Here is a 15,631-nt window from a genome sequence, read left to right as displayed (position 1 = left end):
AGCCGGCACCACCACCGGCGCCGCCACCGCCACCGGCATCACGCATCGCGGAGCTATAGCGAGGATCGCTCTGCTTCATGTAAGTCGGCGAGGTGTCGCGATGGGTGACGACGCGTCGTCCGCCCTGGTTCGGCATCTCGATCAGGCTGCCACAGCCCTCGAACAAGGCGAACTCGCAGCCGTATGTGCGGTACTGCGCGGCGTTGGCGCTGGTCGCGGTGAACGCGGTCGCCGCAACGAAGGCAATCAAAGCAACTTTCGGCAATGTGAGTTTCATGGAAATTCTCCAGCCTCGGTTCGGCGAGACCAGAACGGCCCGCACGGTTCTTCGACGGAGGCTGGTTGAAACCGGTTCGAGCGGGTGGGTTCACGCCCGCGTGAGCCGCGAGCGGGGAGGACGTCACGTTGCAGCGAGATCGCGCTGGGATCAATCCAGCTTCGGATATTCCAGCTGCATCGCCACGAAGTCGGCGGTGCGCGATCCGTAGCGTGCATCGATCGCACGCAGCGTTTCATCCAGCGCCTGTGCCGGCGGCGAGGTGCCGGCTGCCGGCAGCGTCTGCTGCGCAGGCCAATCGTCCGCGATCCGGTCCGGCAGGATGCCAAGGCCTCCGCGGCTCGTGCGCGCCTCTGCCGTGGCGGCGAAGGTGAGGGCGCGTGAGCGATAGGTCCGCGACCATGCATCGGCGACCAGTGCGAGCGAGACCTCGTCGACACCTGGCGTCAGTGCGATACCGAGCTGCTCGCGCTTCCAGAAGGCGAGCGTGTTCGCGATCGCCGTCAGTGCGAACGGGCGCGTGAAGCTGAACGCGTCGCTGCGGTGGCGCGCATCCCAGGCCGCAAGGCCGATGTCGCGGGCGACCGCCTCGGCCTTGGCGCGACCGGCAATGGCCTCGATCAAGGTGAGGGCCATCGGCATGGATGCGGTGATGCCGGTGGTCGTTGCGACGCCCCGGTCGACGACCAGCCTGCGGTCCGCCGTATAGCGGATCGTCGAATGCTTCTGCAGATCGCGCACCGAATACCAATGCGTCGTGGCTCTCTTGCCGTCGAGCAGCCCGGTGTTGGCAACGACCGTGGCGCCGACGCAGACGCCGATCACGATCGCGCCCTTGCCGGCCTGGCTCCTGATCCACTGCAGGACGACTGTGTCGTCGTCGCGGCTCATCGCGGGCACGATGACGTAATCGGCGCCGTCGGGATTCGCGGCGTCGAACTCGGCGATGGTCGCATGGGGCTGCACCCTGAGTGCGGGATAGAGCGTGACCGGTCTCGGCTGCGTCGCCAGGGTGAGGACGTCGGCGATGTCCGCCCGCGCGAGGATGCCGTAGGGCATCAGATAGTCGGTGGTCTCGCTCATGTCGTTGATGCCGACGATGGCGATCAGGGGGCGCTGTCGCTTCGGCGGTTTCAGCGCGGCCAGCGTCGCCTCGGCTTCGTCTTTGGAGATCGCAGGCGCGGTTCCCGATGCCGGCGCGCCTGGCAGCAGGAGCAGCCACGTTCCGCCGATCGCCACGAGCAATGCCACGCTGCCAAGGAGGGTCCATGCCAGAATGCGCCAGCTCATGATGATGTCACCCGCTCGTCATCTCACGCGGCGCGGAAACTATCCGGTCGGGACGACTTCGGGAATGACGCAAATCCGGCAAAAACGGTCATGCCGCGCGCGACGATCCATCGCGCGATCGGCACCTGCGCAGGAGCTTTCGAAGTCTACCGCAGCCCCTCATACACCATCAGCCCGCGAGCGATCTGCAATTTGCGGATCGCGCGCGGCAGCAGTTTCTCCGGCTGATGCAGATAGCGCCAGGAGGTGAGGGTGAAGGCACCGAGCACGCCGCATTCATCGTCGAACGGTGCGAGCACGCCGATCACGCTGACAGGCGTATGCGGGCGGGCATTGAAGGGCAGCAGCAGCAGCTCGAGATGCGCCTTGCTGCCGTTTTCGCGTTGAGCCGTGACACCGGCAATCGCACCCAACGTCTCGTCGGCGACGATCGTGGTGATCTCCTCGATCTCGCCGCGGCTGGCTTGCGTGAACAGCGCCGCAAAGCTCCGGTCCTTGAGATCGCCCCCGGCGAGCGCACAGACGCGCGTGCCGGCGACGCGGAACGGGAAGCCGAGCTTCTGCTCGCAGGACAGCACGAAGATGTCGCCGAGCAGGTCGCGGACGGCGGCCGGATCGATGTCGGCCCGATCGGGGGCCCGTGCTGCGCCGCGCTTGTTGTCCCAATACGCGAAGAACTCGCGGCTCGACGGATGTTTCATGACTGACGCTTATCCGGGGCGCAACCTCCCGGGACAAACCTGTCCCGCTTCAGTGCACCCGCGATCCCTTTCGTTGTTGTGCAGGAGGGGATCTGCAGCGTCCATGCCGCGGCGGTGTTTTCAGCTCCTCGGCGGCAGTCTTTGCGTTGTTAACGTTAAATTAACTATGCGCTTTCCACCGCCAGCCTGCCTGCTAAGGTGATCGCGGTCGCAAGCCTCGCCGCTTTCTCCAGGTTCTCGGCGAGGCTTGTACACAGGGCGTCAAACAGTTTGGTCGCGGGCCGCCGGGAGGGGTGGGGACACACCTTATTCCCGGAAGGTACCGGAAGGCCGACAGCACGGACAGGGAGGGCTTTCCCAGGGCCCTCCCATTTCCTTTTGTGCACTTGCGCAAGGCCGGCAAAGGCGACTATCTCCAAGCACCGCTCCGATCGCGCTGAAAGCGAAGCTGCCTTGGATTCCCCGCAAGATTTTCCGCAAGGTTCTCAACCGGACGTGCCGGCCGCCGTTGAGGAGGCTTCGCGCGAGCCGATCCTGACGCTGCCCGCGGCGCTGACCGGCTATATCGCCCTGCTGGCGCTGATCCATCTGCGGGTGCTGCTGCCGCCGGAGATCGAAAACTGGACCATCGACGTCTTCGGCTTCATCCCGAAGCGCTACGATTCCTCGCTGCTCAATCTGCAGATTCCGGGCGGGGCGGGTGCGAAGGTCTGGACCTTCGTCACCTATTCGCTGCTGCACGCCAATTTGACCCATCTCGGCTTCAACGTGCTGTGGCTGCTGCCGTTCGGCAGCGCGCTGGCGCGGCGCTTTGGCGCCATCAGGTTCTTCGTGTTCATGGCAGTGACGGCGGCGGCCGGCGCGCTCGCCCATCTCGTCACCCATGAGCATGCGGTGGCGCCGATGATCGGCGCGTCGGCCTCGGTGTCGGGGGCGATGGCGGCGGCGATCCGCTTCGCGTTCGCCCGCGGCAGTTTCCTGTCGTTCAGCCGTTCGGACGCCGATACCGCCGCAAAGGTTCCGGCGCTGCCGCTGTCGCGCGCGTTGCGCGACGGACGGGTGGTCGGTTTCCTCAGCGTTTGGTTCGGCGTCAACATCATCTTCGGCGTTGGCGCAATTGGCATCGATGCCGAGACCACGAGCGTGGCCTGGCAGGCCCATATCGGCGGTTTCTTCGCGGGACTGCTGCTGTTTGCGCTGTTCGATCCGGTGCCGCGCATGCGAAGCGATGCTGCGGATGCGTCATCACGGGACGTCTCAGACCGTATTTGAAGCGGCGCTTGCGGCGCGGCCCGAATTCATCCATCATTCCCGAGAAGAATGTTCCGAAGCTGCAAGCTGATCGAGCATGATCCGGAAAAGCGTTAGCGGTTTCCGGCGAGATCATGCTCAGACGGTAATAAGGCAATGCTTCGCAAGGCGCCCGAGCGTGAAACCGGAGCTGAAACTGTTAGTTGAAGACTCGCGAACAAGTTCCGGATCGCCAAAGGGCGGACGGCTCCGATTCAGGGAGGCGACAATGACGGTACGTTCCATTCTCAATACCAAGGGCCACCAGATCGTGAGCGTCGAGCCCGACGCCAAGCTGTCGGCCGCGATCAAGCTGCTCGGTGAGAAGAAGATCGGCGCGGTGCTGGTGATGAACCAGAGCCGGCTCGAAGGCATCCTGTCCGAGCGCGACATCGTGCGCGTGCTCGGCGAACGCGGCGCCGGCGTGCTGGATGAGCCGGTCGCTCAGGTCATGACCCGCAAGGTGGTCACCTGCAAGGAGACCGACACAGTCGCCGAACTCATGGAGATAATGACCACAGGCAAGTTCCGCCATCTGCCCGTGATCGACAATGGCAAGGTGGTGGGCCTGATCTCGATCGGCGACATCGTCAAGCGCCGCGTCCAGGAATACGAGGCCGAGCAAGAAGCCCTGCGCGACTACATCAAGACGGCTTGAGCGGCTTTACTCGCTGATCTTGGGCGCCGCGCCTTCGGGCGGCGGCGCCAGCACGTGGATCGCTTCCTGAATGGAGTCCAACGCACGCTCGGCGGCGCGGGTGCCCAAGGCGATGAGGTCATCGGCACGGTGGAAGTCGAACCAGCCGAAATGGCCGACCCGCGGCGTGATCAGCATATCAGGTGGATCGCCGGCGAGGCGGGCGCGGGTGATGCGGTCCTGCATGATGTTGAAGGCGTCGACCATCACCGACGAAAGGCCGGGGCGGCTGCTGCTTGCGCCGAAAAACTCGCGCTTCACCGTTTTCTCAGGCGAGAAGAATCGCGGGAAGCGCCGTTTTGACGTTGTCTCCTCAGGCACGGGCACGACCGGTTCGGGCATCGCGCCGTGGGAATAGACCGTCGTCGAATAGGTGAAGATATCGCTGGAAAGATTTGCCGCGATAACGATTTCGGCGCCGAGCGCCCGTGCCGCCGAGACCGGAACCGGATTCACCAGCGCGCCGTCGACCAGCCAGCGGTCGCCGATCAGGACGGGAGAGAAGATGCCGGGCAGCGCATAGGAGGCGCGCATCGCGTCGACCACGCGGCCGCGCGTCAGCCAGATCTCGTGGCCGGTGCGGACCTCGGTGGCGACCGCCGCGAACTTGATCGGGAGATCCTCGATCAGGGTCCGACCGCACGCTTCCTCGAGCCGGGTCGCCAGCTTCTCGCCGCCGATCAGGCCTGAGCCGTTGAGGCGGATGTCGAGATAGCCGAGGATGTTGCGCATGCCTTGCAGGCTGCGGCCCCATTCTTCCAGCGTATCGAGCTGGCCGGCCGCATAGAGGCCACCGACCACCGCGCCGATCGAGGTGCCGACCACGACGTCAGGCGCGATGCCGTTGGCGAGCAGAGTCCGGATGATGCCGATATGGGCGAAGCCGCGCGCCGCGCCGCCGCCGAGGGCAAGGCCGATGACCGGCCGGCGGATGCTGCCCAAGCCGACTTTCTCGCTATTCGAGCCGTTCGCACCCCGGCCCTTCAAGATGTCCAGCACTGAAAAACTCCCCTACGCCGGGGCCAGGCCCGTATCACTAGACTAAGCACCGCACTGGCGCTCCGCCAGAACCGGGGCAGAGCATGGTTTATGCCGCTTTGGGAAGGGCACAGGGCAGGAGTATGGCGATGGACGGTTGCTGCGAGACTAATCACGCAGGCGTCAACCGGGTTCCAAATGACCGTATTCCAGCGGGTTCCTGAGGCTTGAATTTGCCGCGTTTTCAGTGAAAAGCAGGGGCATGACACGCGGGGGTGACGGCATCATCAGATGGCGGCGCAGCGATCGGCTGCTGCCGGCGCTGACCCTTGCGGCGTGCCTTGCGTCCTTCGGCCCGGTCTCGCTTGGCCAAAACGCGGCGCAAGCGCAGCTTTTTTCCGATCGTCCGCCGCCGGTGCCCCCTGCGTCGGTGCCGGACCCCGGCGGCGCCATCAATCTGGCACCGCCCTCGGGGGCAGGCGCCGGGCCGCTGAGCCTGCCGCCGACCCTGATGCAGCCGGCTTCGCCCAGCATGCCGCCGCCCGCGGTCACGACCGTGCCGCCGGCGGCGCCGCTGAATGCCGCCGTGCCCGGCCAGGGCGTGCTGTCGCTGACCGCGAAATACGGCAAGGATGCTCCTCCGATCACCAGCGGCCTGGTCTGGCGCGTATTTGCCGACCGTCCCGACGAGAACGGCACCTTCAAGCTGATCCGCGAGGACCGCAACGCCACGCCCAACATCGTGCTGCCGCCGGGCAATTACGTCGTGCACGTCGCCTTCGGCCTCGTCAGTGCGGTGCGCACCGTCAGCCTGAAAGCGGAGACCGACCGTGAATCCTTCGTGCTGCCGGCCGGGGGCTTGCGCATCGAGGGCCGCGTCGGCACCAGCCGCATTCCGCAGAACCAGATCTCGTTCGCGATCTACAAGGGCAGCCAGTTCGAATCCGGCGAGCGGGCCTCCCTGGTGCCGAACGTCGCCGCCGGCGACGTCGTGCTGATACCGGAGGGCACCTACTACATCGTCTCCAACTATGGTGATGCCAACTCTGTGGTGCGCTCCGACATCCGCGTCCAGGCCGGCAAGCTCACCGACGTCACCATCACCCACCGCGCTGCCGTGATCACGCTCAAGCTCGTCAGCGACAGGGGCGGGGAAGCGCTGGCCAACACCGCCTGGTCGGTGCTGACCCCGGGCGGCGACGTCATCAAGGAATCGATCGGCGCCTTCCCGCGCGTCGTGCTCTCCGAAGGCGAATACCGCGCCATCGCCAAGAACGAGGGCAAGGTCTACGAGCGCGGCTTCAACGTCGTGAACGGCGTCGACGGCGAAGTCGAGGTCGTCGCGCGGTGATGCTGGCGGCGATGCCCCGCCGGTGGTGGTCTGGTCCGGATGCTGGGCTTCGCGCCTCGAAGATCCTCCGCTTCTCACATGGCGCACAAGCGCACCATCTTCCGTTACCTCTGCGATAGGTGAGCAGACGCTCACTGTTGCCGCTCCTGTGTTTTGAATCCATGGGCCTGCGCGGCCAAGCAGCGTCTCGAGGCGCGAAGCAACACCGCCATCAGCGCCTTATTCCCGAAGCGCGAGTTCACCGCACCGGTGGACGATGCTCAATTCCGATCATCAATTTTTATTCTCTTTCCATCCTGCTGGGTTATATGTCGCAGTCGGATGCGCAGATCATCGACGCCTGCGCCATCCGTAATGAGCAGGGGGCCCGGCCCGTCGGCATGTTCGAAGTGGTCCTAACAAGGCGCAAGCGGTTTGGCTGGCGATGGCAAGTGTGCGACCAGTCCGGCAAGATATTTGCGGACGGGTTCGAGCGCACGCGCCCGTCCGCCAAGTATCAAGGCGAACGCGCGCTGTTCTTCCTGCTGTCGCAGGCCCATTTGAACGACCGCTCCGCCGCCTCGAGCGAGGACTAGCGGCACACCTGCGCTTTGCACTGAATTCGTAACCGGGTGAGCGGCTTGTCCGCACTAGCTCGGCGAGCGAAGTCGGAAGCGACACTCGGGATGCACGGCAAGATTCCCGGATCTCGCTTCGCTCATTCGGATTACGAGACCTTGCGTTGCCCGCCGGGCGAAACGCCAAGCCGTGGGTCAACGTGCGCCATCCAAAATATGGCGGTCCGTGGGAGCCAACCGGCTCCCGGTCTTCCCTGCGCCCTCTTTCATGAGAGGGCAAGGCATCGAAGCAGAGCTCGGGCGAACAAGCCGCGAGGATGCGAAGGTGTGTCTGCGATTGAGCTGGGCGTTAGAGGTCGCAATGCCGACGTTGATGCAGTTGCGCGACGCCGCGTCCACGTCTCAGCATGCGTAGAAGCGCAACCGTCATAGTCTCTAACGCCCACTAACCAACACCTGACTTAAAACTGTCATAATCACCGAACGGAACCTGCGCCTGTGCGCTCTTTACACGCCGTTAAGCGCACCTGCATTGGATGCGCCCGGATAGTGCGTTGGGGACTGCCATGAGTGCCGCAAAGAAAGTGCCGGGAAAACCGGCCGTCGAAATGTTCGATGACATCCCGGTGCTTCAACGCAAATGGCGTGCCGCGTTGAAGCCGGGCGAACGGCTGCCGCGTTACGAGGACGCGATGCTCGGCAGCCTCGGACGACTCGCCGACCATATCGCGCTGCTGAAAGGTGACGGCGCGCTCGAACTGTCGCGCAGCGGACGTTACGTGCAGAAATGGCTCTGCGAGGAGCGCTGGGGCATTCCCGTCGCGGAGCTGTCGCCCGACTGCGCCACGGCGCTGACGGAAGCGGCCGCGATCGCGCTCGCAACGGGGCGGCCGCATCACGCGAGCGCGCATTGCGTGCGCGACGGCATGGTCAGGACCTACGATCTACTGGCGCTGCCGACCGCCTCGCGCTGGAGCGCGACGCTGGTCGGCACCTACATCAACGAGCGCGGGAGGGCAATATAATCTCCTCGACGCAATTTTTTCCGCGACCGATGACGCGGTCGTCTCGCTGACGACGCTGCGCGACGCAAGCGACAAGCCGTTCGATCTCCAGATCGTGCACCACAACAAGAGTGCGAGCGCGCTGCTGAAGGCCGCGACCGGAAGCCTGCTATGGCGGCGGGTCAGTGAGGCAGGCACGCTGCTGGCCGCGCCCGAGATTATGGACTTCCTGCTCAAGGCCGTCTCGGGCGGCCGCTGCGAGCAGCTCGAGATCGAGAGCGACGGACGACACCTGCGCCTCGGCACCACCGCCTTCGCCGACGTGGTCTCGTTGACGATCTCCGACGTCACCGCGTTGAAGCGGCGCGACGCCTCGTTCCGACTGCTGTTCGACAACAACCCGATGCCGATGTGGGTGTTCGACGCAAAGACTAAGCAATTCCTTGGCGTCAATGACGCCGCGGTCCAGCATTACGGTTACAGCCGCGCCACCTTCCTGCGCATGAAGCTGCACGAGATCTGGCCCGAGGACGAGTGGAAGAGCCACGCCGAGGCGCTCGAGCGCGTCGGCGATGCCTATCATTCCTCGCGCAACTGGCGGCACTTACGCGCCGACGGCAGCGAGATCGAGGTGCTCACCTTCGGCCGGCGCGTCGCCTTCGACGATCGCGACGGCTATCTGGTCGCGGTGGTCGACATCACCGAACGGCGCAAGGCCGAGGCGCGGATCGCCCACATGGCCCATCACGACGGGCTCACGGACCTGCCGAACCGCGAATATTTCCAGGAGCGGCTGAAGCAGGCGCTCGACCAGGCCGGCGGAAAGCGGGTCGGCGTGCTCTACATCGATCTCGACCTGTTCAAGAACATCAACGATTCCTTCGGGCATCCGGCGGGCGACCGCCTGCTCAAGCAAGTTGCCGAACGCCTGACCAATGCGGTTCGCGGTGCCAATCTCGCGGCGAGGCTCGGTGGTGACGAGTTCGCCGTCATCCTGGCGGCCGACGTCTCGCCGAACGAGGCCAGCGCCTGCGCGACCCTGCTGATCGACATGTTGAAGGCGCCCTATGAGATCGACGGCCAGGAGATGGTGATCGGCGCCAGCATCGGGATCGCGCTGTCACCGGGGGATGGCACGACGTCCGAGGAATTGATGCGCAACGCCGACATGGCCCTGTACCGGGCGAAGTCGGACGGCGGCGGCGTGCACCATTTCTTCGAGCGGGAGATGGACCTTCAGGCGCAGAAGCGCCGCGACATGGAGCTCGACCTGCGCCGCGCCTTTGCCAATGGCGAGTTCGAGCTGCACTACCAGCCGTTGGTGTCGATCGCGTCGGACCGCATCTCCGGTTTCGAGTCGCTGTTGCGCTGGCGGCACCCGGACAAGGGCATGATCTCGCCCGCCGAGTTCATTCCGGTCGCCGAGGACATCGGCCTGATCACCCAGCTTGGCGAATGGGTGTTGCGCGAGGCCTGCGCCGAAGCCGTCAAATGGCCTGGCGACGTCAAAGTCGCGGTCAATCTGTCGCCGGCGCAATTCCGCAGCCGCAACCTGGTTCAGGTCGTGATCTCTGCTCTGGCGCAGTCCGGCCTGTCGCCGAGGCGGCTCGAGCTCGAGATCACCGAGTCGATCTTCATGGCGGAGACCGAAGCCAACCTCGTCACGCTGCATCAATTGCGCGAGCTCGGCGTCGGCATCTCCATGGACGATTTCGGCACCCGCTATTCCAGCCTCAGCTATCTCCGCAGCTTCCCTTTCGACAAGATCAAGATCGACCGTTCCTTCATCAAGGATCTGGCGCAGCGGCCCGATTGCGGCGCGATCGTGCGCGCGATCTCCGGTCTCGGCCGTAGCGTCAACATCACCACCACGGCGGAAGGCGTCGAGACCGAGGATCAGCTCGACTGGCTGCGCGCCGAGGGCTGCAACGAGGTGCAGGGCTTCCTGTTCAGCGCGGCGCGGCCCGCCGCCGAGATCGCAAAGCTGCTCGCCGATTTCGGCCAGCGCGCCTCACGGGCGGCGTAGATCCGGAGGATAGCAATCGTAGACCAGTACCTTGAAGGCGGGTGTGATGCGGCTGCGCTCGTTCTGGGTCTGCTGCATCATGAGGTAGGCCATGTCGAGCTTGGGATCGACGCCGAAATAGGTGCCGCTGCCACTGTCCCATTTCAACTCGCCGATCGAGCCCGGCGGCGGCGGTTTCGCGTTGCCGGGATCGGTGCGCACCGCAAGACCGTAGCCATAGCCGAAGCCGTCGCCCGGAAAATAGAAATAGTCGCGTCCGACGCCGGACCCTGGTCCGATGTGGTCGGTCGTCATGGCCTTGAACGCAGCCGGGCTCAGATAACGCTTGCCCTCGAACTGGCCGCCGTTGAGCAGCATCTGCGCGAAGCGCTGATAATCGGTGATGGTCGAGAGCAGCCCGCCGCCGCCGGACTGCCATTCGGGATGGTCGAGGCGCTCGCGCTCGGCGGCGAGCAGGATGAAATCGTTCGGCAGTGGCCGCGCCATCCGCGCCAGGTCGTCCTCCGTCGCCAGCGCAAATTTGGTGCTGCTCATGCCGAGCGGATCGAAGATGCGTGCTTTCAGGAATTCGTACAGCGTCTGGCCCGAGATGATCTCGATGACGGCGCCGAGCACGTCGGTGGAATGACCGTAGCGCCACAACGTTCCCGGCTGCCGCGCCAGCGGCAGCTTCGCGATCCGGTCGGCGAATTCCCTGTTGTTGAACTGACCTTCGAAGATATTGGCGGCCTTGTAGGCCTGCTCGACCCATTTGCCGCCAATATAATCGTAGCTGATGCCCGAGGTGTGCCGCAGCAGGTCCTCGATGTTGACGGGACGGACCGGCTGCACGAGATCGAGCTCCAGCTTGCCGTCGGGCTTGGTAATCTCGAGGCCCACCTTGGTATCGGCGAAGAGCGGGACGTATTTCGACACGGGGTCGGTGAGCGCGAGCTTGCCCTCATCGATCAGCATCATCGCGCCGAGGCACGTGATCGGCTTGGTCATCGAGTGGATGGCGAAGATCGTGTCCGGCGTCATGGCAAGGCCGGTCCGGACGTCGCGCACGCCGAACGTCTTGAAAGAGACCGGCTTGCCGTGCTGCTGGACCAGGATGACGGCGCCCGGCAGCCGGCCGCTCGTTACCTCGTTGTTGAAATATGCGGTGATGCGATCGAGCCCGTCGGGCGAAGGGGAAGGGATGTCGGCGGCGCGACCTCGCGCCATCGAGCCGGCGAGCACCGCGGCTCCGACCAGAAACTCACGCCGTCTCATCCGGGCTTCCTCCCTCGGCGGGATCAAAGCCGCAAGACGCCAAGGGCGTCAACAAGACATCGATTAAAAACGCGTCACGATTTCCGAAAGGAACGGTCGCGGACGGTCTTCGCTCGGCTTGGTCGGCGTGCCGATATGGACGAAGCCGGCGAGCTTTTCGTCCGGCTTGAGGCCGAGGCCGTCCAGCACGTCGCGATCGAAGGCGAACCAGCCGGTCAGCCAGCAGGCGCCGTAGCCGAGGGCGGTTGCGGCCGTGACGATGTTCATGGCGCTGGCGCCCGCCGACAATTCCTGCTCGAAGGCCGGCACCTTCGGATGCGGCTTGGTGAAGCTGACGACGCCGATCACCAGCGGCGCGTCGGTGAGGCGCTTGCGCTCGATCTCGATGTCGGCGGTGGGCGCGCCTGGATTCTTCCGGGCAAAGACTTTTGCGATCACCTCGCCGGCGCGCTGGCGGGCATCGCCCTCGAAAATGATGAAGCGCCAGGGCGCCAGCTTGCCATGATCAGGCACGCGCGCGCCGATGGTGAGGATGGTCTCGAGCTCGGCTGCGGAGGGGCCGGGCTCGGTCATCTCGCGCGGCTTGACCGAGCGGCGGGTCTTCAGGAGTTCGATGGCATCGGGCACTGCGATATCCTCTTCAGCTGGTCGGCGGACGTGCACACCGAGATAGGCATGCACGCCCGCAACCGGAAGCGAATTTAGATCGATTTCAGGGATCAGAGGGCGCCACGCGCCCGCTGGACGTCCGGCGGGGTTGCCTCGTGGACCAGTGCGGCGATCGCCTCCTGCGTCGTCATCACGTTCTGGCCGTCGCTGCCGAGCCGGCGGACCGAGACCGAATGCGTCTCGGCTTCCTTCTTGCCGACCACGAGCAGCGCCGGGATCTTGGCCAGCGAGTGCTCGCGGACCTTGTAGTTGATCTTTTCGTTCCGCAGGTCGATCTCGACCCGAAGGCCTGCGCGCCGCGCCTGCTCGACGACCTGCTTGGCATATTCGTCGGCTTCCGAGGTGATGGTGGTGACCACCACTTGGACCGGCGAGAGCCAGAGCGGGAAGCTGCCGGCATAGTGCTCGATCAGGATGCCGATATAGCGTTCCATCGAGCCGCAAATCGCGCGGTGCACCATTACCGGCGGTTTCTTGCCGCCGTCATGGTCGATGTAGAACGCGCCGAACCGCTCGGGCAGGTTGAAGTCGACCTGGGTGGTGCCGCACTGCCAGTCGCGACCGATGGCGTCGCGCAGCACATATTCGAACTTCGGGCCGTAGAAGGCGCCTTCGCCCGGATTGATCTCGGTCTTGATGTGGTTGTTCTGCGACTGGATCTCGCGCAGCACCGTCGCCATCACACGCTCGGCGTGATCCCACATCGCGTCGGTGCCGACGCGTTTCTCCGGCCGGGTCGAGAGCTTCACGGTGAGATCGCCGGTGAAGCCGAAGTCGGCGTAGGTCGACAGGATCAGGTCGTTGATCTTCAGGCATTCCTCGGCGAGCTGGTCCTCGGTGCAGAAGATGTGCGCATCGTCCTGGGTGAAGCCGCGCACGCGCATCAAGCCGTGCATGGCACCGGAGGGCTCATAGCGATGCACCACGCCGAACTCGGCAAGGCGCAAAGGCAGGTCGCGATAGCTTTTCAGGCCGTGCTTGAAGATCTGCACGTGACCGGGGCAGTTCATGGGCTTGAGCGCAAACCAGCGCTTGTCCTCGGCCTCGTCGCCGGCCGACTGCGCCGCGAACATGTTCTCGCGATACCACCCCCAATGGCCCGAGGTCTCCCACAGCACCTTGTCGAGGATCTGCGGCGCGTTGACCTCGCTGTAGTCGCCGGTCAGGCGTCGCCGCATATAGGCGATGAGCTGCTGGAAGATGGTCCAGCCCTTCGGGTGCCAGAACACGACGCCCGGACCTTCCTCCTGGAAATGGAAAAGGTCGAGCTCGCGTCCGAGCTTGCGATGGTCGCGCTTCTCGGCCTCCTCGATCTGCTTGAGATAGGCGTCGAGGTCCTCCTGCTTGGCGAAAGCGGTGCCGTAAATGCGGGTCAGCATCGGGTTATTGCTGTCGCCGCGCCAATAGGCGCCGGCGACCTTCATCAGCTTGAAGGCATTGCCGACCTTGCCGGTCGAGGTCATATGCGGGCCGCGGCAGAGATCGAACCAATCGCCCTGGTAGTAGATCTTGATCGGCTCGTTGCCGGGAATGGCGTCGACCAGATCGACCTTGAAGGCTTCGCCCTTGTCGCGGAACACCTGTTTGGTCTTTTCGCGATCCCAAACCTCCTTGGTGAAAGGTTTGTCGCGCGCGATGATCTCGCGCATCTTCTTTTCGATCGCGGCAAAATCTTCCGGGGTGAACGGCTCGTTGCGGAAGAAGTCGTAGTAGAAACCGTTCTCGATCACCGGGCCGATCGTGACCTGGGTGCCCGGCCACAGCGATTGCACGGCTTCCGCCAGCACGTGCGCGCAGTCGTGGCGGATCAATTCGAGCGCGCGGGGATCATCGCGATTGACGAACTCGATCCGGGCGTCGGCCTCAATCGGGTCGTTGAGGTCGGCGAGCGTGCCGTCGAGTGCCATCGCCACAGTGCGCTTGGCCAGCGACGGCGAAATGCCCTTGGCGATATCGAGGCCGGTGATGCCCTTGTCGAACTGACGCTGGGCGCCGTCGGGGAAGATGAGGGTGACTCTGGGGGCGGGGGTCGCGGGCTTCAGATTGGAGAGGCTGTACTGGAAGCCGGACTCGGATTTGGGCTGGTCGGTCATTGCTTTACTCCTGAGGCTCACTCCTGCGAACGAGCGCAGGTAAGCGGGAACGAGCGATATATCAGCCGATTCGGCCTGCGCAATCCGGCAATTCCAAGAAAGTGGCGCGCAAAAGCCGGGACGGTGCACCAACTATTTCAGACCATGCCCTTTAACAGACCGCAGCTCTGCTCTACATGCACTTGCATGGAAAGATCGCCTGCTGTCCGCCGCTTCGCGCCAACCGCTCTGATGCTCGGCAACATCGTCACCGGCTGCTCGGTGCTTGCGCCGGCGGGCATGCTGCCGGAATTGGCGACCGGGCTCGACGTCAGCATCCATGCGGCCGGGCTCCTGATCACCTTTGGCGCCATCACGCTGTGCATTGGTTCGCCGCTGACGGCCTGGCTCACCAGTCGCATCGAACGGCGGACGCTGCTCACGACGACGCTGGCCGTGCTTGCCCTCGGCAATCTTGCCTCGGCCTTTGCGCCTGATTATGCGAGGCTCCTTGCGATCCGCTTGGTGATGCTTGCGATCGGCGCTCTCTATACGCCGCAGGCTGCCGGCACGGCGGCGCTGATCGTGCCGGTGGAGCGACGCGGCAGCACCATCGCCTACATCTTCCTCGGCTGGTCGCTCGCTGCCGCCGTCGGCCTGCCGCTGATCACCTTCATCGCCAGCCGCTATGGCTGGCGCGCCGCCTATGGCGAGATCGGCGCTCTCGGCTGCATCAGCTTCCTGTTGCTGCTGCTGCGCCTACCGGCGGGCCTGAAGGGCGCGCCGGTGGACATCAAGACCTGGGCCGAGGTCGCCCGCAGCAGGGCCATCCTGCTCCTGCTCGCGATCACCATGCTGCAAATGTCCGGGCAGTTCGTGGTGTTCACCTTCATGGGCCCGCTGCTCAAGAAGCTCACCGGCGCCGGACCCGATGCCATCGGCATCGTGTTTGCCCTGTACGGGGTCTGCGGCTTCCTCGGCGTCGCCATCGCGACTCGCATCGTCGATACCTGGGGGCCTTATCGCACCTCGCTGCTGTTCACCTGCCTCCTGCTTGCGGGGGTCACGGGCTGGGCGCTCGGCGCCGGCACGCTTGTCTTGATGGCGGGCGCGGTCGCGGTCTGGGGCCTTGGCTTTGCCTCGACCAATTCGATGCAGCAGGTGCGGCTGGTCGCGGCCGCGCCATCACTGGCATCGGCGACCGTCGCCCTCAACACGTCCGTCCTCTATATCGGTCAAGCGCTCGGCTCGGCCATCGGCGGATTACTGTTCGCCCGCGAGCTCCTGCACACGCTCGGCTTCGTCGCGGTCGGTTTCGTGGTGCTGGCGCTGCTGCTGGTGCTCCTGACCAGGCCCCGGCGGGCTGCCCCCGCCACAGCCTGAATCTCGCAGCTTCCTATGCGCAAGGTGCTTGGCAAACCGAGCATGAGGGCGCTAGAACGCCATGCATGGGGACCAAAGAGAG

The 15,631-nt window shown here is 64.7% G+C and carries 12 protein-coding genes and 1 pseudogene; 6 read left to right on the top strand and 7 right to left on the bottom strand.

Features of this window, described 5'->3' with window-relative positions; genetic code table 11:
* The 3 genes from IVA87_RS09050 to IVA87_RS09040 form a co-directional block, all read right to left on the bottom strand.
* Positions 1 to 277 (bottom strand): hypothetical protein (locus IVA87_RS09050; RefSeq protein ID WP_247333387.1); only part of this gene is annotated, 277 nt, incomplete at its 3' end.
* Positions 278 to 427: 150 nt separating this feature from the next.
* Complete coding sequence (locus IVA87_RS09045; protein WP_247333385.1) at positions 428 to 1,567, bottom strand: DJ-1/PfpI family protein; 1,140 nt, start codon at positions 1,565 to 1,567, stop codon at positions 428 to 430.
* Between the two features lie 146 nt (positions 1,568 to 1,713).
* Positions 1,714 to 2,268, bottom strand: a complete 555-nt coding sequence (locus IVA87_RS09040) for a PAS domain-containing protein (RefSeq protein WP_247333383.1) — start codon at positions 2,266 to 2,268, stop codon at positions 1,714 to 1,716.
* 453 nt (positions 2,269 to 2,721) lie between these two features.
* Here IVA87_RS09040 and IVA87_RS09035 point away from each other — a divergent pair, with 453 nt between their 5' ends.
* Positions 2,722 to 3,540 (top strand): rhomboid family intramembrane serine protease, encoded by an 819-nt coding sequence (locus tag IVA87_RS09035; RefSeq protein WP_247298404.1) that lies wholly within the window; start codon positions 2,722 to 2,724, stop codon positions 3,538 to 3,540.
* 247 nt (positions 3,541 to 3,787) lie between these two features.
* A complete protein-coding gene (locus IVA87_RS09030; RefSeq protein WP_247298407.1) occupies positions 3,788 to 4,216 on the top strand; it encodes a CBS domain-containing protein in 429 nt (142 codons plus the stop codon).
* 6 nt (positions 4,217 to 4,222) lie between these two features.
* Here the strand turns inward: IVA87_RS09030 and IVA87_RS09025 are convergent, their stop codons facing one another.
* Positions 4,223 to 5,254, bottom strand: a complete 1,032-nt coding sequence (locus IVA87_RS09025) for a patatin-like phospholipase family protein (protein ID WP_247280043.1) — start codon at positions 5,252 to 5,254, stop codon at positions 4,223 to 4,225.
* Positions 5,255 to 5,495: 241 nt separating this feature from the next.
* Here IVA87_RS09025 and IVA87_RS09020 point away from each other — a divergent pair, with 241 nt between their 5' ends.
* The 3 genes and pseudogenes from IVA87_RS09020 to IVA87_RS09010 all read left to right on the top strand — a co-directional run bounded on the left by IVA87_RS09020 (position 5,496) and on the right by IVA87_RS09010 (position 10,171).
* Complete coding sequence (locus IVA87_RS09020) at positions 5,496 to 6,584, top strand: hypothetical protein (RefSeq protein WP_247298410.1); 1,089 nt, start codon at positions 5,496 to 5,498, stop codon at positions 6,582 to 6,584.
* Positions 6,585 to 6,721: 137 nt separating this feature from the next.
* The gene (locus IVA87_RS09015; RefSeq protein ID WP_247333382.1) at positions 6,722 to 7,159 is read left to right on the top strand and encodes a hypothetical protein; all 438 of its coding nucleotides are present in this window, start codon (positions 6,722 to 6,724) and stop codon (positions 7,157 to 7,159) included.
* Positions 7,160 to 7,707: 548 nt separating this feature from the next.
* A pseudogene (locus IVA87_RS09010) lies at positions 7,708 to 10,171 on the top strand (EAL domain-containing protein).
* Here IVA87_RS09010 and IVA87_RS09005 read toward each other — a convergent pair.
* The 3 genes from IVA87_RS09005 to thrS all read right to left on the bottom strand — a co-directional run bounded on the left by IVA87_RS09005 (position 10,157) and on the right by thrS (position 14,187).
* Positions 10,157 to 11,425, bottom strand: a complete 1,269-nt coding sequence (locus IVA87_RS09005) for a beta-lactamase family protein (protein WP_247333381.1) — start codon at positions 11,423 to 11,425, stop codon at positions 10,157 to 10,159. The pseudogene IVA87_RS09010 and the gene IVA87_RS09005 sit on opposite strands and share 15 nt — an antisense overlap.
* A gap of 63 nt (positions 11,426 to 11,488) precedes the next feature.
* Positions 11,489 to 12,052, bottom strand: a complete 564-nt coding sequence (locus tag IVA87_RS09000) for a nitroreductase (protein WP_247333380.1) — start codon at positions 12,050 to 12,052, stop codon at positions 11,489 to 11,491.
* Positions 12,053 to 12,144: 92 nt separating this feature from the next.
* Positions 12,145 to 14,187 carry a threonine--tRNA ligase gene (thrS, locus tag IVA87_RS08995; protein ID WP_247333379.1) on the bottom strand — a complete coding sequence of 681 codons (2,043 nt, stop codon included), beginning with the start codon at positions 14,185 to 14,187 and terminating at the stop codon, positions 12,145 to 12,147.
* 186 nt (positions 14,188 to 14,373) lie between these two features.
* Here thrS and IVA87_RS08990 point away from each other — a divergent pair, with 186 nt between their 5' ends.
* Positions 14,374 to 15,549, top strand: a complete 1,176-nt coding sequence (locus tag IVA87_RS08990) for an MFS transporter (RefSeq protein WP_247333378.1) — start codon at positions 14,374 to 14,376, stop codon at positions 15,547 to 15,549.
* The last annotated feature ends 82 nt before the right edge of the window (positions 15,550 to 15,631 follow it).

Source organism: Bradyrhizobium sp. 147 (assembly GCF_023073935.1).
Taxonomy (GTDB): Bacteria; Pseudomonadota; Alphaproteobacteria; order Rhizobiales; family Xanthobacteraceae; genus Bradyrhizobium.
The sequence above is the reverse complement of the archived record's forward strand: the minus strand, read 5'-3'. Positions and strand labels throughout refer to the sequence as shown.

Bases quoted from the DNA above. Each gene is read 5' to 3' on its own strand.
- IVA87_RS09045 (WP_247333385.1), bottom strand. From the start codon at position 1,567: ATGAGCTGGCGCATTCTGGCATGGACCCTCCTTGGCAGCGTGGCATTG.
- thrS (WP_247333379.1), bottom strand. From the start codon at position 14,187: ATGACCGACCAGCCCAAATCCGAGTCCGGCTTCCAGTACAGCCTCTCC.
- IVA87_RS09040 (WP_247333383.1), bottom strand. From the start codon at position 2,268: ATGAAACATCCGTCGAGCCGCGAGTTCTTCGCGTATTGGGACAACAAG.
- IVA87_RS08990 (WP_247333378.1), top strand. From the start codon at position 14,374: ATGGAAAGATCGCCTGCTGTCCGCCGCTTCGCGCCAACCGCTCTGATG.
- IVA87_RS09030 (WP_247298407.1), top strand. From the start codon at position 3,788: ATGACGGTACGTTCCATTCTCAATACCAAGGGCCACCAGATCGTGAGC.
- IVA87_RS09005 (WP_247333381.1), bottom strand. From the start codon at position 11,425: ATGAGACGGCGTGAGTTTCTGGTCGGAGCCGCGGTGCTCGCCGGCTCG.
- IVA87_RS09020 (WP_247298410.1), top strand. From the start codon at position 5,496: ATGACACGCGGGGGTGACGGCATCATCAGATGGCGGCGCAGCGATCGG.